General features: G+C 63.1%; 16 protein-coding genes, 1 tRNA gene and 1 pseudogene. 2 read left to right on the top strand and 16 right to left on the bottom strand.

Annotation, left to right across the window (positions count from 1 at the left end; translation table 11 throughout):
- Positions 1-126: 126 nt before the first annotated feature.
- The 8 genes from ACFR9U_RS12375 to ACFR9U_RS12410 form a co-directional block, all read right to left on the bottom strand.
- Positions 127-198: transfer RNA gene (locus tag ACFR9U_RS12375), tRNA-Ala, on the bottom strand.
- Between the two features lie 191 nt (positions 199-389).
- On the bottom strand, positions 390-698 hold the full coding sequence (gene rpsJ / locus ACFR9U_RS12380; RefSeq protein ID WP_077205861.1) for a 30S ribosomal protein S10: 309 nt from the start codon (positions 696-698) through the stop codon (positions 390-392).
- Positions 699-701: 3 nt separating this feature from the next.
- The gene (gene tuf / locus ACFR9U_RS12385) at positions 702-1970 is read right to left on the bottom strand and encodes a translation elongation factor EF-1 subunit alpha (RefSeq protein WP_247380663.1); all 1269 of its coding nucleotides are present in this window, start codon (positions 1968-1970) and stop codon (positions 702-704) included.
- 190 nt (positions 1971-2160) lie between these two features.
- Positions 2161-3114, bottom strand: a complete 954-nt coding sequence (locus ACFR9U_RS12390) for a homoserine dehydrogenase (protein ID WP_247380661.1) — start codon at positions 3112-3114, stop codon at positions 2161-2163.
- Entirely contained in the window at positions 3111-3647 is a 537-nt protein-coding gene (locus tag ACFR9U_RS12395) for an amino acid-binding protein (protein ID WP_247380659.1), read from the bottom strand. Before ACFR9U_RS12395 ends, ACFR9U_RS12390 begins: the two co-directional genes overlap by 4 nt.
- 243 nt (positions 3648-3890) lie before the next feature.
- Positions 3891-4118: a hypothetical protein gene (locus tag ACFR9U_RS12400; protein ID WP_247380657.1), complete on the bottom strand. Its 228-nt coding sequence runs from the start codon at positions 4116-4118 to the stop codon at positions 3891-3893.
- A gap of 37 nt (positions 4119-4155) precedes the next feature.
- Entirely contained in the window at positions 4156-4635 is a 480-nt protein-coding gene (locus tag ACFR9U_RS12405; protein ID WP_247380656.1) for a cupin domain-containing protein, read from the bottom strand.
- Positions 4636-4826: 191 nt separating this feature from the next.
- The gene (locus ACFR9U_RS12410) at positions 4827-7013 is read right to left on the bottom strand and encodes an elongation factor EF-2 (RefSeq protein WP_247380655.1); all 2187 of its coding nucleotides are present in this window, start codon (positions 7011-7013) and stop codon (positions 4827-4829) included.
- Positions 7014-7536: 523 nt separating this feature from the next.
- Here ACFR9U_RS12410 and ACFR9U_RS12415 point away from each other — a divergent pair.
- Together ACFR9U_RS12415 and ACFR9U_RS12420 are read left to right on the top strand one after the other, a co-directional pair.
- The gene (locus ACFR9U_RS12415) at positions 7537-7824 is read left to right on the top strand and encodes an amphi-Trp domain-containing protein (RefSeq protein WP_247380654.1); all 288 of its coding nucleotides are present in this window, start codon (positions 7537-7539) and stop codon (positions 7822-7824) included.
- 326 nt (positions 7825-8150) lie between these two features.
- Positions 8151-8900, top strand: coding sequence for a DUF5781 family protein (locus ACFR9U_RS12420; protein WP_247380653.1), 750 nt, complete (start codon positions 8151-8153; stop codon positions 8898-8900).
- A 12-nt stretch (positions 8901-8912) separates the two neighbouring features.
- Here the strand turns inward: ACFR9U_RS12420 and ACFR9U_RS12425 are convergent, their stop codons facing one another.
- The 8 genes and pseudogenes from ACFR9U_RS12425 to rps12P form a co-directional block, all read right to left on the bottom strand.
- Positions 8913-9332 (bottom strand): DUF6114 domain-containing protein, encoded by a 420-nt coding sequence (locus ACFR9U_RS12425; RefSeq protein ID WP_247380652.1) that lies wholly within the window; start codon positions 9330-9332, stop codon positions 8913-8915.
- Between the two features lie 52 nt (positions 9333-9384).
- The gene (locus tag ACFR9U_RS12430; RefSeq protein WP_247380651.1) at positions 9385-9939 is read right to left on the bottom strand and encodes a DUF6114 domain-containing protein; all 555 of its coding nucleotides are present in this window, start codon (positions 9937-9939) and stop codon (positions 9385-9387) included.
- A 120-nt stretch (positions 9940-10059) separates the two neighbouring features.
- Positions 10060-12204 carry a PKD domain-containing protein gene (locus tag ACFR9U_RS12435; protein WP_247380650.1) on the bottom strand — a complete coding sequence of 715 codons (2145 nt, stop codon included), beginning with the start codon at positions 12202-12204 and terminating at the stop codon, positions 10060-10062.
- 479 nt (positions 12205-12683) lie between these two features.
- Positions 12684-14342 carry a PKD domain-containing protein gene (locus ACFR9U_RS12440; RefSeq protein ID WP_247380648.1) on the bottom strand — a complete coding sequence of 553 codons (1659 nt, stop codon included), beginning with the start codon at positions 14340-14342 and terminating at the stop codon, positions 12684-12686.
- A gap of 488 nt (positions 14343-14830) precedes the next feature.
- Complete coding sequence (locus ACFR9U_RS12445; protein WP_247380646.1) at positions 14831-15313, bottom strand: DUF6114 domain-containing protein; 483 nt, start codon at positions 15311-15313, stop codon at positions 14831-14833.
- A 75-nt stretch (positions 15314-15388) separates the two neighbouring features.
- Positions 15389-16066 (bottom strand): DUF6230 family protein, encoded by a 678-nt coding sequence (locus ACFR9U_RS12450; RefSeq protein WP_247380644.1) that lies wholly within the window; start codon positions 16064-16066, stop codon positions 15389-15391.
- A 418-nt stretch (positions 16067-16484) separates the two neighbouring features.
- Positions 16485-17096, bottom strand: coding sequence for a 30S ribosomal protein S7 (locus ACFR9U_RS12455; protein ID WP_247380642.1), 612 nt, complete (start codon positions 17094-17096; stop codon positions 16485-16487).
- Positions 17097-17098: 2 nt separating this feature from the next.
- Positions 17099-17222, bottom strand: a pseudogene (rps12P, locus tag ACFR9U_RS12460) (30S ribosomal protein S12); the annotation flags it as partial.

The following is a 17222-nucleotide window of genomic DNA, read 5'->3' on the forward strand; positions in this document are numbered from 1 at the left end:
TAGCATCCGCCGAGCGGAGCGAGGCGGTTCACCGAGTGCGAGCGAAGCGAGCACTCGGCTGTTTTTAGTCCAGGTTTTTGCGAGGAGTGGTTCGCGGAGCGAACCCGACGAAGCAAAAAAGTGGAGTGGACTCGCGGGGATTTGAACCCCGGGCCTCTTCCTTGCGAAGGAAGCGATCTACCGCTGATCTACGAGCCCGCACGGCTTAGTATTGGACCGACGCCGTTATACCTTCCGTTTAGTCCTCGAAAGCGCGCGCGTGAAAACCCCGCGCGTGAGACGACGATATCGAACGACGGGGAGTCGTTCGTTCGTCGCGAACACCGTCGTTCGCTCAGTTCCGAAAGACGCCGGCGGCGTCTTTCGACCCTCGCAGACCGAAGGTCTGCTCAGTCCTCGAGGACGATCTCGATGGAGACGTCGTTGGGCACCTGGATGCGCATCAGCTGGCGCAGCGCCCGTTCGTCGGCGTCGATGTCGATCAGCCGCTTGTGAACGCGCATCTCCCAGTGTTCCCACGTGGCGGTCCCCTCACCGTCGGGGGACTTCCGCGAGGGAACTTCGAGCGTCTTCGTCGGGAGCGGCACCGGGCCGCTCAGCTTGACGCCCGTCTTGTCTGCGATCTCACGGACGTCGTCGCAGATGTCGTCCAGGTCCTCGGGACTCGTGCCTGCGAGCCTGACGCGAGCCTGCTGCATGCGTTAGTTAGGCTCCTCGACGTCTAGGACCTTACCGGCCGCGACGGTCTGACCCATGTCGCGGATCGCGAAGGAACCGAGTTCCTCGATCTCCGAGGACGGCTCGATGCTGAGTGGTTTCTGCGGACGAACCGTGACGACCGCAGCGTCACCGGACTGGATGAAGTCCGGGTTCTCCTCGGCGGTCTCGCCGGTGGACGGGTCGATCTTCTTGTCGATGGACTCGACGGTACAGGCGACCTGTGCCGTGTGAGCGTGGAAGACCGGGGTGTAGCCCGCCGTGATCACGGACGGGTGCTGCATGACGACGATCTGTGCCTGGAACGTCTCGGCGACGCTCGGCGGGTCGTCGGCCGGACCACAGACGTCACCGCGGCGGATGTCGTCCTTGCCGATGCCGCGAACGTTGAACCCGACGTTGTCACCGGGACCAGCCTTCGGGACCTCTTCGTGGTGCATCTCGATCGTCTTGACTTCGCCACCCACGTCGGACGGCTGGAACGAGACGTTGTCGCCCGTGTTCAGGGTCCCCGTCTCGACACGTCCGACCGGGACGGTCCCGATACCGGAGATGGTGTAGACGTCCTGAATCGGCAGGCGCAGCGGCGCGTCCGTCGGCGGCTGGGGCTCCGGCAGCTCGTTGAGCGCTTCGAGCAGCGTCGGGCCGTCGTACCAGGACGTGTTGTCCGAGGCCTCGGAGACGTTGTCACCCTCGAACGCGGAGGTCGGGATGAACTTCGCGTTGTCCGAGTCGAAGGCAACCTGCTTGAGCAGCGTCTTGACTTCCTCGACTACCTGGTTGTAGTCCGACTCGCTGTAGTCGACGAGGTCCATCTTGTTGACGGCGACGATGAGCTCGTCGATACCGAGCGTCTTCGAGAGGAAGACGTGCTCTCGGGTCTGCGGCTGGACACCGTCGTCCGCGGCACAGACGAGCACAGCGTTGTCTGCCTGGCTCGCGCCAGTGATCATGTTCTTGACGAAGTCGCGGTGGCCAGGACAGTCGACGATGGTGAAGTAGTACTCGTCGGTGTCGAACTCCTGGTGGGCGATGTCGATGGTGACACCACGCTCTCGCTCCTCGGCGAGGTTGTCCATGACGTAGGCGAACTCGAAGCCACCTTTGCCCTTCTCTTCTGCTTCTTCTTTGTGCTGTTCGATAACGTGCTCGGGTACGCTCCCCGTCTCGTAGAGGAGTCGCCCGACCATTGTACTCTTTCCGTGGTCGACGTGGCCAATGACGGCCAGGTTCTGGTGCGGTTTGTCGCTCATTGGTTTATCTCACGCGCAGAGGCGCTATATCGGAGTCTTTTGGTTGAGGCTGTTAAAACGATTTCGATAGGGAGCGTTCGTCTCCGCCCCGCCGTCTTGCGTTTTGACAGACTGTCACACGACCCCAGAGAGAACAGGGCACGCCCGGGCTTGAACGCAACGGTCACGTACTGCCCAGAGAAGGGGAGAGCTACAGTTCTGGCAGTCGGCCGACGTCCGAGAGGACGGCCGTCGCCGTTTCGGGGCCGCCAGCGCCTCGGCCGCTCAGGTTCAGTCGACCGGCGTTGTCGGTCTCTAACTGCACGATGTTCGTCGTCCCGCTGACCGCCAGGTCACTCTGCTCGGGGACGAGTCGGGGACCGACCCGAACGGTATCACCCGTGATCTCGCCGATGAGTCGCACCGTCCGGCCGTCTTCGTGTGCGAGTTCGAGCGCGCTGCCCGAGACCTCGGTGATTCCCTCGACTTCGGCGTCGTCGAGCCGGTACGTACGCTCACCCTGCGCGAGGACGTTCGCGAGGATGACGCACTTCAGTGCCGCGTCGATCCCCTCGACGTCGAACGTCGGGTCCGCCTCCGCGACGCCCATGTCCTGAGCCTCGGCGAGGACGTGTTCGTAGCCGAGTCCCTCGGCCGCCATCCGCGTGAGGATGAAGTTAGCCGTCCCGTTCATGATGCCGCGCGCCGCGGAGATGTGGCCCGGCCCGTAGTCCTCGACCGTCGAGAGAACGGGGATCGCGCCCGCGACGGTCGCCTCGAACCGGACGCTGCCCTCGCTCGCGACTTCCAGTTCCCGAACCTCGTCGTACCGTTCGGCGACTGGCCCCTTGTTCGCCAGGACGGCGTGGCGGTCCCGTTCGAGCGCCGTGCGGACGTGGTCGAAGCCGGGCTGGGCGTCGTCCAGCGTCGTCGGCGTCGCCTCGACCAGCACGTCGTACTCGCCATCGAGCGCGGCGTCGGGCGACGCGGGCCCGACCTGCCCCTCGTCGCGTTTGCGGTCGAGGGCGGCCGCCACGTCGATCCCGTCCGGATCGGCGACGGCGGTCGACGAATCGGCGAGCGCGGTGACGGTGTGTCCGTACTCGCCAGCGAGTTCCGCGACTGATCGACCCACGTCGCCGGCACCGAGAACGGCGACCTTCATGCGTCACCACCCACCGTGAGCGGTTCGATGACGTGAAGGTCTTTCTCGGTCGCGACCTCGCGGACGGACGCGAGCGCGGGTTCGGCCGCCCCGCTCTGGATCGCCAGGCGGAGGCGGGCGCTCGCCCCGTTCTCGGTTCCTTCGGGCGCAGATAGCGACACGTCGGTCACCGAGGCGTCGGTTCCCTCCTGAATCTGGGAGAGGGTGTCCGAGAGGTCGGTCTGGACGAGGTCGCCGACGAGCAGCAGCGTCACTTCCTCGCTGTAGCGCTCCGCGCCGGCCTGGATGACGTTGACGCCGTTGTCCCGGAGCGCCTCGACGATGGTGTCGAAGCGTTCGGGCGTCGCCTCCAGGTCGACTTCGACGGGGATGTGCCCGCGCGGTGTCAGGTTGCCCCGCTCGTGGAAGATCGAGAGGAGATTGCCTCCGTTGTCAGCGATCGGGTGGAGCGCTCGCAACAGTTCGCCCGGTTCGTCGACAAGTTCCAGCCGAATCGTGTAGGCGTGGACCTCGTCACCGTGTCCGTCACTCATGACAGGCCACCTCCGGTCGGTCGCCGTCAGCACGACGGGCTGACGAGGGGCGCCACGCAGTGGGGAACCCACCACAGACGGCCCGGTCTTCGGTCATGCCTGCATCTCACGCACCGCCCGGTATAACTTTTTACTTCGTTAGGTTTCGCGGGGCGCGGTCGCAACACCGTGTGGCACTCTCAACCAACCCGCCCGCGCCGCGTGCCACCCTCAATCGAAACGACGTGACTCGACACGCCGAGCCTACGGCAGAATCCGCTCGTACAGCGCGTCGATCTGGTCGTTGATCGCCGCTGCCTGCTCCCTGTTGGTGCCCCAGGGGTTCCGCGAGAAGTAGTACATGCTGGCGAGAATGACGCTCACGGTCACCGCGAGCTGTTGGTCCGCGACGACGAACCCGATCACGAACGTGGAAAGGCCCGCGATGAGCCCCCCGATAATCACGTCCAGAAGCTGCGAGAGGAACGACATACCCAGGCTACGGGTCTGTCGTGGGTAAAGCCCCCGACTACTCGTCGTCCCAGTAGTCGACGTCCGCGTCCGTCGGGAAGTACCCCTCGAACGACCGCTCGTCGCGGCCCCCAGGTGGCGAACCGACGTAGACGCCGAACTTCTCCATCTCGGGGTAGATCGTCACGTCCGGCTCGTCCATGGTCGACATCGCGAGGTATCGAAGGGTCTCGTCGCCGTCGTTGACGACCTGATGCGCGCCGGACTCGTCGGCCGGGAACGCGACGTAATCGCCGGCCGTTAGCGAGCGTTCCTCACCGTCGAGCCGAAGCATCCCTGAGCCGGCCAGTACGTACAGTGCTTCCTCGTTGGCGGTGTGGTAGTGATACGGCCACGACCGCTTGCCGGGTTCGAGTTCGTAGAGGCTACAGCCCAACTGGTCGGCGTCGGTTGCGGCCGCGAGTTCCTTCCGGCGGAAGGCGTTCTCCCCTTTGTCGTACGCTTTCCACTCGACATCGTCTTCGTTGATCTTGGACATGGGAACAAGAACGGTTGGCATCCCAATGAAAATTATGTGGCTGGTAGCGGGAGAAATCGGAAGCGGTGCTGGGCGGTAGGCACTCGGATAGCAACTGCTCGCGAGCAAAGCGAGCGAGCAGCAGTTTTTCGCCCACGTTTTTCAAGGAGCGGTTCGCCTTCGGCGAACCCGACGCAAAAAAGGTGGGTGGTCTAGAAGTAGTCGATCGCTTCGGGCAGTTCCGTCTTCATGCCCTTGCGCTCGCGAATCTCCGTGATGGTCTCGGGCTGGAGGTTGTCAGCCATGACCTGGAAGCCTGCGTTCTCGGTGTTCCAGGAGGCACGGCCCTCGGTCGCGGAGCGGATGTCGGAGGAGAACCCGATCATCTCGTCGACAGGTGCGACGCCCTCGACGACCATGAGGTCTCCTTCCTGGTACATGTCGTCGACGCGGCCACGGCGACCCTGGATCTCGCCGGAGGCAGCGCCCATGTGGTCGTTGGGCACGTCGATGCGGACTTCCTGGATCGGCTCCAGGAGCTTGATCTTCGCGTCGACGAGCGCGTTGTGGACGGCCTCCCGGACTGCGGGGATGACCTGTGCCGGACCGCGGTGGATAGCGTCCTCGTGGAGGCGAGCGTCGTGCAGGCGGATGAGTGCGCCTTCGACGGGCTCTGCGGCGAGCGGGCCGTCGTCCAGGGCCTCTTCGAGGCCTTCGACGACGAGTTCCATCGTCTCGTTGAGGTGCTGGATCCCCTTCGTGTCGTCGATGAGGATGTTGGTGCCGTGCATGGTCTCGACTTCCTGGGCGGTGTCCTTGTCGAGGCCAGCCTCCATCAGGGCTTCACGGCGTTCGAGTTCCGGCATGTCCATGGACGCGTCGCCCATCTTGATGGTCTCGATGACTTCCTGGTCGAGCGGCTCGATGGAGATGTAGAACCGGTTGTGGCGGTTCGGCGAGATGCCCTCGACTTCGCGGGACTGCTGCTGGGGCGCCTCGCGGAAGACGACGATCGGCTCACCGGTGTTGACCGGGATGCCCTGGTTGCGCTCGATACGCTGGGTGATGACTTCGAGGTGGAGCTCACCCTGGCCGGAGATCAGGTGCTCGCCGGTGTCCTCGTTGATCTCGATCTGGATCGTCGGGTCCTCTTTGGAGACCTGCTGGAGCGTCTCGATGAGCTTGGGCAGGTCGTCCATGCGCTGTGCCTCGACGGATTTCGTGATGACCGGCTCGGAGATGTGTTCGATGGACTCGAACGGCGTCATCTCCGTGCTGGAGACGGTGGAGCCTGCGATGGCGTCCTTGAGACCGGTGACGGCGGCGATGTTCCCGGCGGGAACGCGGTCGACTTCCTCGCGCTCGCCACCCATGTAGATCCCGACGCTCTGGATGCGGTTCTTGCCCGCGGTCCCGGAGACGTAGAGCTCCTGTCCTTTCTCCAGGGTCCCGGAGAAGACACGACCGGCGGCGATCTCGCCGGCGTGGGGGTCGACGCCGATGTCGGTGACCATCAGGACGACGTCGCCGTCCTCGTCGACGAGGCGCATCTGCTCTGCGAGTTCGGACTCGTCGTCACCACGCCAGACGCGCGGAATACGCATCGGCTGCGCGTCGATGGGGTTCGGGAAGTGCTCACAGACCATGTCCAGCACGACGTCGGCCAGGGGCGTCCGGTTGTGGAGTTCCTGGCGCTTGTCGGCCTGTTCGAGGTCGATGATGTCGCCGAAGTCCATCCCGGTGCGCTGCATCGACGGCATGGAGACACCCCACTTGTACAGGGCGGACCCGAAGCCGACGGTGCCGTCTTCGACGGAGACGGTCCAGTCGTCGATGTCGTCCATCTCCTCGGTCATGCCCCGGATCAGGTCGTTGACGTCGCGGATGACCGCGGTCAGACGCTCCTGCATCTCCTGGGGCCCTTCCTGGAGCTCCGAGATGAGGCGGTCCACTTTGTTGATGAACAGTGCCGGCTTGACACCCTCGCGGAGTGCCTGGCGCAGCACGGTCTCCGTCTGCGGCATCGCGCCCTCGACGGCGTCGACGACCACGAGCGCACCGTCGACGGCGCGCATCGCACGCGTCACGTCGCCCCCGAAGTCGACGTGGCCAGGCGTGTCGATCAGGTTGATGAGGTGGTTCGTGTCCTCGTACTCGTGGGTCATCGACACGTTCGCCGCGTCGATGGTGATCCCACGTTCCTGCTCGTCCTCTTCGGTGTCCATCGCGAGCTGCTCACCGGCAGTCTCGTCGGAGATCATCCCCGCCCCTGCGAGCAGGTTGTCCGTCAGCGTCGTTTTCCCGTGGTCGACGTGGGCGGCGATGGCGATGTTCCGGATGTTCTCCGGTTCGTCCATCAGCCGCTCACACTCCTGTACAATCTTCTTACGTCGGCCCATTATACTCCCTCTTATCGGAAGGAGGGTCAAAAGTGAAGTGGTTTGGCTTGCACCTTTTTTCCGCTCGGGTGCGCTCCGCGAACCACTCTCCACTCACGGGCACGTAGTGCCCGTTCGTACGGCCCGAGGGACCTTCGGTCCCTCGCGGCGCAAAAAATCTGCGCTAAAAAAGCCGCCTTCGCGGGGCAAAGCCCCGCTCCAGCGGTGTCTGCGTGAGTGCGCCGCACGAACGAAGGCGTGGAAGACACAGGGTGTCTTCCAGTGAACCGCCTCCCTTCGTCGCCGGCCTACGGCCGGCTGCCAGCGAGACCGAAGGTCTCGCCCCGGTCGGCGGATGCTTGTGATTTGCGTCTCGCCGGTATTGAGTGCTGAACACATACTTTCTGTTAGTACCAAGTGATTTTCAGAGTGGCGTGCTGAATAGAGGGCGCGTATCTCGCAGATCGAATCGCTCAGATGTAGTGCAATCGGGTTAGTCAGTACAGGGAATGAATTACCCGTGCGGGTATCGTATCGATTCTGTATGCCTGAAGAAGTACTGTTCAAATCAGAGAGCGACCAGAGTCGAGAAGAGATTGCATCGTACCTCCGGAACGTCGCGGACAATCTCGACAGCGGAACCGCTATCACCCTGAAAGCAGGCTCCGAATCTGTCACACTGGACCCCCCAGCACGACCGACCTTCGAGGTCAAAGCCGAACGCGAAGGCCCGGCTGGCAACATGACTGAACGAAGTGTCGAGTTCGAACTCGAATGGGACGAGAACGACGGTGAGGAGGGCGGTGGAAGTGGCGACTTAACAATCGAGTAGTTACCTTTGCACGGACATTGAGTGCTTGATTCAACAGGGGATTTCTGTGCTGACTACAACCTCTGTAGTCAGCGTGCAGTTTTTGATGGCTACTCGATGAGTCCTTGTTCGAGATGAGAGAGCCGTTGTCTGTACTGCTACACCAGCATCCGCGCGAGCGAAGCGAGCGCGGTTCACTGAATCGAGGCCGGAGGCCCAGATTCAGCCTTTTTTCGCCCACGTTTTTCGAGGAGAGGTTCGAGCGCGGCGAAGCCGCGACTCGAACCCGACGAAGAAAAAGGTGGTGCGTCAGAGTAATTTTGCTTGGGTCCCTGTTATCGGTAGACATGGACGTACGCGTGCAGACAGTCGGTCCCACGGAGCCATTTCTCAGTGCGCGTGACCTGTTCCAGACCGAATACGACCTCGACCGGCCCGTCGAGGTCCACGTCCGCGAGGACCCGGACGAACGAACCTGGACCAGCCACGACGACGACCACCACATCCTCAACATCTCGCGACAGGCCGCCACGAGCGCGATGGCTCGCGAACTCGCCCTCCACGAGTACGCCCACATGCACCGCAACGAGCAGGGCCACCCATCGCACACCCAGTCAACCGAGGAAGTCCTCTACCTCGCACTCTCCGGGCGGAGCGTCGAGCGCCGGAAGCTCACTCACTGCTATCAGATCGCCAACCACATGAAGGACATCTACGCCGACGACATCACGCTCTCGGTCGCGCCCGCAGACAAGCTCGTCGCCTTTCTCGAGTCGGGACTGGCGATCGCGCTGGCAGACCGGCCCGTCGATCCCGCCACCTGGACGCGGCGAACGCCCGCGTCTGACCCCGAGATCACCGCGGTCAACGCTGCCTTCGCCCTGGCGCTCGTCGAGCGCCACGACCTCGTCGGCCGCGACCACCGGCTGTACGACCTGGCGCACGCGGCCGCACAGGACGCGCCGAGCATCCGGTTCGAGACGTTCAAACGTCATTTCCGCACGCTCGCGCGCGACCCCGGCGAGAGTGAGTACCGCAAAACGCTCGTGGACGTCACCCGCGAGTACGCGATCGACTCCGGCCAGGCCGCAGACTGAACGCGACCGGTGTTACTCCGACTCCTCGTCCTCCCAACTGAACCGTCGTGATTCGTCGGGCGGTTTCCACGCGAAACTGAGCACGCTCCCGACCCCACCGAGAACCGTGCCCGCGAGGAACCCGCCGAGCGCACCGAGCAACGCCAGCGTCGAAATCAGCATTCCGAGAAACCCGAACAGACCGGAGACCGACGGGAACGTAAGCACCGTCACGCCACAGAGCAGGAGAAGGACTGCGAACAGGACCGCAGTCGTCGAGAACCGACCGGTCGGGAAGAGGAAGAACTGGTCGTAAGCCGCCGGAAAATAGCCCGTCACGAGCGCCGAGAGGACGAGCAGGGTTCCGCCCCAGAAGGGACGACGGCGTCGCCACCGACCGAACCCCTGCCACCAGCGCCGAACCGCTTGCACGCGGCGAGAACCGTCGGTCATGTCGACGTATCACATCTTGTTGACTGATAAATAACGGTTGTGACGAGCGGACTCACAGTTTGTACCGGTCGTCGAGTTCGAGGTCGGCGTCCGAGTCGCTCACCGAGTCGGCGTCGCCGTCGCCCGACTTCGAGTCCGTGCCGTTCGCGCCGTCTGTTTGCCAGATGAATCCCGAGGACCCCTGCCAGATGAAACCGCCCGTTTCCTGCCAGATGAACTCGGATGCTTCGGCCAGTGTCGTCTCGTCGTACCCGCACTCCGCCGGCGGTTCCCAGGCGTAACAGAGGATTCCACCAATCGTCCCGACGATCATGCCGACGAACAGGCCACCGAGTGCACCGAACAGGGACAGCGTCGAGAGCGCGATGCCGAGGACGCCGAAGATCGACGACAGTTCCGGTCGCACGAGCGACGCGATGCCACAGAACACGACCAACACGGCGAACATCATGCCGATGATCGTGAACGCCCCGCCGATGAACATCAGTTCGGACGTGAACTGCACCGGGACGTACCCGATCATCAGGCCGCCGAGAGCCAACACTGAACTCCCGAGCAGCGGTCGTGGCTGTCGCCATCGGTGGAACTCCCCCCGCGGATCGCTCACCCAGTCACCGAGCGCCGAACGTCCCCCAGACAACGGTCCCATTCCAGCGTTAGTCGCATCTCAATCTGCTTTTGTCTTTCGGCAGACCAATCGAGCGTAAAATTTGCGGCGAACCTGTCGTCAGGTAATACTGATCTCGATGGTGGCAGTCGCCGTCGCGCCGTCGTCGTCGGTCACCGTCAGCGCCACCGTGTAGTTGCCCGTCGAACTGTACGCGTGGGTGGGCGTCGCGCCGGTCGTCGTCGTCCCGTCACCGAAGTCCCACTCGTACGTGCTGATCGACCCGTCCGAGTCCGACGACCCCGTGCCGTCGAAGGCGATGGTCTCGTTGACCGTCGCCGTCGTCTGGTTCGCGGTCGCGTTCGCCGTCGGGGCCGCGTTCGACTCGACGGTGATACCGAGCGTGTCCGTCGCGGTCGCCCCGTCGTCGTCGGTCACCGTCAGCGTCGCCGTGTAGTTGCCCGTGGCGTCGTACGAGTAGGTTGGCGTCGCCCCCGTCGTCGTGGTGTTGTCGCCGAAGTCCCACTCGTAGGTGCTGATCGACCCGTCCGAGTCCGACGACCCCGTGCCGTCGAACGAGATCGTATCGCTCGTCGTCACCGTCGTCTGGTTCGCAGTTGCGCTCGCGGTCGGTGCCGAGTTCGCGCCGACGGTGATCTCCACCGTATCGGAGTCCGTCGCCCCTTTGTCGTCGGTCACCGTCAGCGTCGCCGTGTAGTTGCCCGACGAACTGTACGCGTGTGTGACGTTCGCTCCGGTTGCCGTCGAGTTGTCTCCGAACGCCCACTCATAGGAACTGATCGACCCGTCCGAGTCCGACGAGCCGCTTCCGTCGAAGGAAATGGTATCGCCAGTGTCCACCGACGTCCGGTTCGCGGTGGCGCTCGCAGTCGGTGACGAGTTCGCCCCAACCGTGATCTCGACTGTATCCGTCGCTGTCGCTCCTTTGTCGTCGGTCACCGTCAGCGTCGCCGTGTAGTTGCCCGACGAACTGTACGCGTGCGTGACGTTCGGCCCGGTCGCCGTCGAATTGTCTCCGAACGCCCACTCATAGGAACTGATCGACCCGTCCGAGTCCGACGAGTTCGTTCCGTCGAACGCGATGGCGTCACCGGCGATCACCGACGTCCGGTTCGCGGTCGCGTTCGCCGTCGGCGCCGTGTTCTCGTCGACGGTGATGAAGACTTCCTCCCGGTCCGTGATGTTGTCGTCGTCAGTCACCGTCAGGTTCACCTCGTAGGTACCGGCGGCATCGAACGAGTGCGTGACCGTCGGACCGGTCAGGTTCTTCCCCCCGTCGCTGAAGTTCCACTCGTAGGAGACGATCGAGCCGTCCGGGTCCGAGGAGTTGGTCCCGTCGAACGCGATCGCGTCGCCGACGAGCGCCGACGTCCGGTTCGCCGTCGGTCTGGCTTCGGGGTCCTTGCTCTCGACGGTCACGGTGACGGTTTCCGTCGCGGTCGCGCCGTCGTCGTCGGTCACCGTCAGGTCCACCGTGTAGTTCGCGGGCGTACTGTACGTCTGCGACGTGGTCACGTTCGTCGAGGTCGTCCCGTCGTCGAACGTCCACTCGTAGGAACTGATCGAGCCATCGGCGTCGTAGGACGCTGACGCATCGAAGGTGACGGTTTCGTTGACCACGATCGGGTTCGGGGACGCCTCCGGGGCCGGCGTCGGCGCTTGATTCCCACCGATGTCCTCGTCCATTCCCCAGTCCGGCTGCGTGGTCGCGCACGACCCGTACTCGAAGTCGCCGTCGCTGTCCGGATCGTAGCACGCCACGAGTTTACTCCCGGGGACCGAGATGGAGTTCGTCGCCAGGTAGTGCGCCCGAATCTGGACCGGCTGGCTCCCGACCCCCTCGAGTGTGACCGAACCGTTGGACGCGATCTCGAACTGGCCGAACGCGTCCGGAGACTCCATTTCCTTTATCGAGAAGTCGTTGAACGTCGCCTCTTCGGAGCGAAGCACACTCGATTTCAGGACGACGGACGATCCCGACGTGTTCCCCGTCGAGACGAAGCTTATCTGCATCTTCCCGGATAATCCCGGTGTCGAGCCGAGATCGATCGTCTTCGTGAGCGTCAGATCCTCGAGTGTGGTTTCCTGGAGCTCCGTGATCGTCTGAGGATAGGAGTCCAGTTCGCTGGTGTCACCATTGCCGGGATACAGGAGCAGGTTATCCGCCGTGACCTGCTCTGCCGTGATGGTGAACCCACCGATGCCAGCCAGCGGGAGCGCGTAAGCCACGCCAGTCGAGAGCACTATCCACCCCACGAGCGCCCAGACTGCAATTGTAGACCCTGCTCCCCTCGCAATTCGTGTCCTGTTGTACATAATTTCCCACTCCCCTGTGCGGACCACCCACGCCCGCGTACCGGTTACTGAAAGACAACACCAGACATATCCATGTTAAAATACCCCCGGCCATTGACGGCCCACTATATCAATATGCCCGTGCAAACGAGGACGTTAATGACCGGGGGCGTATCGATGGGGAATCAGTGGCGGCACCGCCGTCAATAGCCAGCCGGTACAAGGCGAGCCGCGCTGTAGAAAGCCGAGGAAGCAGAGTACTCACCACGGGCGGCGGCCGGGAGGAAGTCGATCGTCGACAGACAGTCCCTGTAGTCCCGAAACGGGAGTTCGCGACGGCAGGTATCCCCGGCGCAGTCAGCTGTCAGTCACCGGCATCTGGTGATCATCGCTGTCGTTCGACAGTCGAAAAAGCGACGCGGGGACGGTCAACAGAACGTGTCGAAGTAACAGTTCGCGACCTCGACCTGGACGGTGTCCGTCGCAGTCACGCCGTCGTCGTCAGTCACCGTCAGCGTCGCGGTGAACGTTTCTTTCTTGTCCGGATCGATGTCGACGACGTTGTATCCGCCGTACGTGGTGATTTCACCGCTGCCGGTCGAGTCGTCACCGAAGTCCCACGCGTAGGAGGTGATCGAGCCGTCGGGATCGGACGACGCCGACGCGTTGAACGTGAACGTCGTCTCTTCGGTTCCGGAAGTCGGCTCGACGGCCGCACTCGCAGTCGGTGCGTCGTTGACGTCGATCGTCACGGTGTCCGTGTCAGTCGCACCCTTCACGTCGGTCACCGTCACCGTGGCCTGATAGGTGCCGCCGGAACTGTACGAGTGCGTCGGCGTCGCACCGGTCGCGGTCGTGCCGTCGCCGAAGTCCCACTCGTAGGAGACGATTCGGCCGGTCGAATCCGTCGAGTCGGACGCATCGAAGGTGATCGACTCACCGGGGTTCGGTGCCGTGTCGTCCGCGGACGCACTCGCTGTCGGCGGTTCGTTCGGCACGATCGAGACGTCGACCGTGTCCGTGCTCAGGAGCCCCCAGTTGTCGGTCACGTTCAGGCGCACCGTGTACGTCCCCGTGGAACTGTACGAGTGAGTCCGAGAGACGCCGATCGCAGTCGTGCCGTCGCCGAAGTCCCACGCGTAAGAGGCGATCGAGCCGTCCGGGTCCGACGAGTTGGAACCGTCGAATCGGATCGTCTCGCCGGTGATCGCCGTCGTCTTCTCCGTCGAGATCCGCGCTTCCGGCGCCTTGGTCCCGACGCCGACGGTGAGCGTGTCCGTCGCCGACTTCCCTTCCTCGTCGGTCACCGTCAGCGTCACCTCGTAGGTGCCAGTGGCGCTGTAGGTCCGCGTCGCGGTCGTGCCCGTCGCAGTCGAGCCGTCCGAGAACTCCCACTGGTGGGACGTGACCGACCCGTCGGGATCGAACGACGACGACGCGTCGAAGGTGACCGTCTGGTTGGTGTCCACCGGGTTCGGGTCCGCAATCGCGACGGGATTCGGCGCTTCGTTGCCGCCCATGGCGGGGTTGGTCCCCCAGTCCGGCAGTGATCCGTCACACGAACCCCACTCGTAGGCGTCGTCGTCGTCAGGGTCGTAACAGACCGAGAGCCTGAGGTTCGGCGTCGAGATAGTGTTGATCGCCAGGTAGTGAGCGCGGATACGAACGGGATACTGACCAGACCCGTTCAGCGTGATCGGACCCTTCGATTCGATTCCGAACTGGCCGAACGTGTCCGACGACTCCATCTCTTTGATCGCAAAATCGTTGAACTGGGCACTGCTCGACTGCAATGCGGTCGATTTCAACAAGACAGCGCCCCCTTCGCTCCGCCCCTCCGTGACCAAACTGACTCGGAACTTCCCGGTCAAAGCCGGCGTCGAGTCCAGATCGATCGTTTTCGACGCCGTCAGATCTTTCAGCGTCGTTCCCTGGAGTTCCGCGATCGTCTGCGGGAACGCCTCCCGCTCACTGGTATCACCGACGTTGGGATACAGGACCAGGTTGTCCGCCGACACGGAATCCGCTGTGATCGTGAACCCGCCGACGCCAGCGAGTGGTAATGCGTACGCGACCCCAGTCGACATGATAAACACACCGAGGAGCGCCCAAACCGCGATAGCCGTACCTGCCCCCCGGGCAACTCGTTTGCGATTGTACATAGGTAGTACCTGAACACACCCCGCTACGGGCACTTCCCCACTGCCCGATCGACGGGTTAGCTGCGGTAGTTCGTTGTAACAATCCTAACGCCCCTTAGTCTTAAGCACCTTATACGAGGGATTTTATATATGCCGGCGCCACATCGCGTCGTTCAGTCGTCGTGCACCAGAAAACCGTCATCTGCGCCTGTTGGCACGACACCGAACCGACAGGCAAGAGAAGTCAGGAACGGGTGCGATGCCGGCCGTGTGAACGCTGGCTGAAATCGACGGCACAGTCCGACCCCGACGGAACAAGAACCGCCACTGTCGGTGATCGGGATGCCGAGTGTCGCCGAAAATCAGCACGTGGCGGCGACAGTCGCGGACGTGAACAGCCCACTGCCGTTCGGCCCGGTCGTCGTCGGGTCGGCCTACTGGTCGCCCTGCCAGCTGAACTGCACGTCTTCGTTCGCACTCGGAGTGCTACTACTGGTGGTCGTCGTCGCCTCGGGATTGGGGTTCTGCCAGGCGATACAGAGGTTCCCGCCCGCGATCCCGATGAGCATCCCAACGAACAGCCCACCGAGTGCGCCCACGAGCGACAGGATCGACAGCGCGATCCCGAGGACGCCGAAGATGGTCGACATCCCCGGCCGGGCGAGGACGAACGCACCGGTCAGGAACACCATCACGGCGAATACGAGGCCGATGACGGTGAACGCACCGCCGATGACTGCGAGTTCAGTCGCGAACTGAATCGGTACCCAACCGATGATCAAACCCGCGAGCATGAGCAACACCCCTCCCCAGAAGGGGCGCGGCTCTTTCCAGTCGTTGAACTTGGCGAGGCGGTCATCGAGTCGTCGCTGGATCGGTGTCGGAAGCGCGTGCCACAGTGCTGATTTTACGGACATGGTATTTGGTATCGTGTGTTTCTGTATGGTTCTGTTGTACTAAAAAAATTCGCGGTCAGTTAGTTGACGGCGACGTTACGTGTAGTCCTGCGGATCGGTGTAGTTGCCGTTGTTGTTGGTGTCGAGCTGCACCTCGAGTCCGAGGTCGGGCAGCGTGATCGTGTTGGTCGCGAGGTAGGTCGCGCGGATCTGCGCGCCCTCGAGCAGCAGAGCAGGGTTGGAACCGCCAGTCAGGTTGACCTGGCGCGTGACCGAGGCTTCAGTCGCGTTTGCCGGCGCGCGCAGCGTCAGGACGTTGTGAAGACCCGCCTGGGAGTCGTTCGCGTTCTCCTCGTCGATCTCGAGGCCGCTGAACTGGGCCTTGTCAGCCGACAGTTCGGGCGTCTTGAGGAGGAGCTGTCCGGACGTCACGTTCGAGGATCCGCCACCGGCGGTAATGACGAGCCGCGCGTTGGCGTCCGCGACGTTGTACTGATTGAGGTTGAAGCGCTTGATGAGCTTCAGGTTGTCAATCGTGACAGCGTTCAGTTCGACGATACCCTGCGGGTACTGGGAGGTGTTCTCCGCGTCACCCGCTCCGGGGTACAGGATGAAGTCGTCGCCCGTGATCGTGTCTGCTTCGATCACGAAACCGCCGATACCTGAAATGGGTGCTGCGAACGCCGTACCGGTGCTCAGGAAGAGCATCCCGACGACGGCGACAACCCCCAGCGATGCGCCAGTACTCTTGGCGAGGATGGATTTATCGTACATGTGTTCTCTCACTCTCGTAGGTTACTGCGTATCTGCACGCGTGGTGCACAACGAATCGTCACAGTTTGCCCCCCGAAACAGTCGGCACGCGTGCGAGTGCCGACCCCCAACACCACGGGACGCACGCTGGCGGTAGCCTCTCCCCACGAGGCCCCACCCAGCGTGGCTGTGGTCGAACCACAGCGGGAGGTTTCCCCTCATATCGTCTGTCGTCACCACGACATCGTATGCAAACACTCTGTCTACCCTGATTGTTTTCCCGGATATGGACGGGCATTTATTACAGTACGACGTGGTAAGGTAAAAACGCCATCTCGCAACTATCCGAAACCACGAGACGGCAGCCGACACGGACGCCTGGCGACGTCACTCGGCGGTGGCAGTGATCGAAACGAGACTGCAGAAAGGTGGCGACCGGTTAGCGTGCGGCAGCCGCGACGCGCTCGTTCTCTTCTTTCTGATTGACTGCGTAGGTCTGGACGTCGTTGTTCGCCGCGCCGATGAGCTGGTCTGCCAGCGCCTCCTCGGCGGAGGTCGGCGTTTTGAACGAATCCTTGTGCACACCCTCGGCGAGGAACTTCAGGGCCTGGTCGACCCGTCGCTGCGGGGCGACGTCGACGGCCTTCGGGACGGAGATACCACCGTATTTCAGGCGAACCGTCTCCTCACGCGGTGCGCTGTTCTCGACTGCGCGCACGAGGATCTGGACCGGGTTCTCCTCGGTCCGGTTGTGGATGAGGTCGAACGCCTCGCGGACGATGCGCGTGGCCTGCTGTTTCTTTCCGGTGTTCTCCTCGGTCTGCATCAGGCGGTTGATCAGCCGCTCGACGATGGAGATCTCGCTTTTCTTGAACTGCTTCGAGGCGTGGCGACCCATCGTGTGGGCGATGGGCGTGACCGTGATGTACCGTTCGGTACTCGGGTCGTTGTACTCGATCTCGGTGATGTCCCACTCCTCGAACAGCTGTGCGACTGCGCTGTCGTCGTCGGTGCCGGCAGGTGCGTCCGGCTCGGGTGCGTCGCTCGACATTGTTAGCGCACCGGTTTCTCCGCGTTCCCGCGAACGAGTTCGATCAGCGAGACGCCGTTGACCTTCTCGACCTTGTAGTTCACGCCCGAGAGGTCACCCATCGCACGACCCTTCGCCCCACCGATA

Origin of the sequence: Halorientalis brevis (genome assembly GCF_042678165.1) — an archaeon.
Lineage (GTDB): Archaea > Halobacteriota > Halobacteria > Halobacteriales > Haloarculaceae > Halorientalis > Halorientalis brevis.

Bases quoted from the DNA above. Each gene is read 5' to 3' on its own strand.
- rpsJ (WP_077205861.1), bottom strand. From the start codon at position 698: ATGCAGCAGGCTCGCGTCAGGCTCGCAGGCACGAGTCCCGAGGACCTG.
- tuf (WP_247380663.1), bottom strand. From the start codon at position 1,970: ATGAGCGACAAACCGCACCAGAACCTGGCCGTCATTGGCCACGTCGAC.
- ACFR9U_RS12390 (WP_247380661.1), bottom strand. From the start codon at position 3,114: ATGAAGGTCGCCGTTCTCGGTGCCGGCGACGTGGGTCGATCAGTCGCG.
- ACFR9U_RS12395 (WP_247380659.1), bottom strand. From the start codon at position 3,647: ATGAGTGACGGACACGGTGACGAGGTCCACGCCTACACGATTCGGCTG.
- ACFR9U_RS12400 (WP_247380657.1), bottom strand. From the start codon at position 4,118: ATGTCGTTCCTCTCGCAGCTTCTGGACGTGATTATCGGGGGGCTCATC.
- ACFR9U_RS12405 (WP_247380656.1), bottom strand. From the start codon at position 4,635: ATGTCCAAGATCAACGAAGACGATGTCGAGTGGAAAGCGTACGACAAA.
- ACFR9U_RS12410 (WP_247380655.1), bottom strand. From the start codon at position 7,013: ATGGGCCGACGTAAGAAGATTGTACAGGAGTGTGAGCGGCTGATGGAC.
- ACFR9U_RS12415 (WP_247380654.1), top strand. From the start codon at position 7,537: ATGCCTGAAGAAGTACTGTTCAAATCAGAGAGCGACCAGAGTCGAGAA.
- ACFR9U_RS12420 (WP_247380653.1), top strand. From the start codon at position 8,151: ATGGACGTACGCGTGCAGACAGTCGGTCCCACGGAGCCATTTCTCAGT.
- ACFR9U_RS12425 (WP_247380652.1), bottom strand. From the start codon at position 9,332: ATGACCGACGGTTCTCGCCGCGTGCAAGCGGTTCGGCGCTGGTGGCAG.
- ACFR9U_RS12440 (WP_247380648.1), bottom strand. From the start codon at position 14,342: ATGTCGACTGGGGTCGCGTACGCATTACCACTCGCTGGCGTCGGCGGG.
- ACFR9U_RS12445 (WP_247380646.1), bottom strand. From the start codon at position 15,313: ATGTCCGTAAAATCAGCACTGTGGCACGCGCTTCCGACACCGATCCAG.
- ACFR9U_RS12450 (WP_247380644.1), bottom strand. From the start codon at position 16,066: ATGTACGATAAATCCATCCTCGCCAAGAGTACTGGCGCATCGCTGGGG.
- ACFR9U_RS12455 (WP_247380642.1), bottom strand. From the start codon at position 17,096: ATGTCGAGCGACGCACCCGAGCCGGACGCACCTGCCGGCACCGACGAC.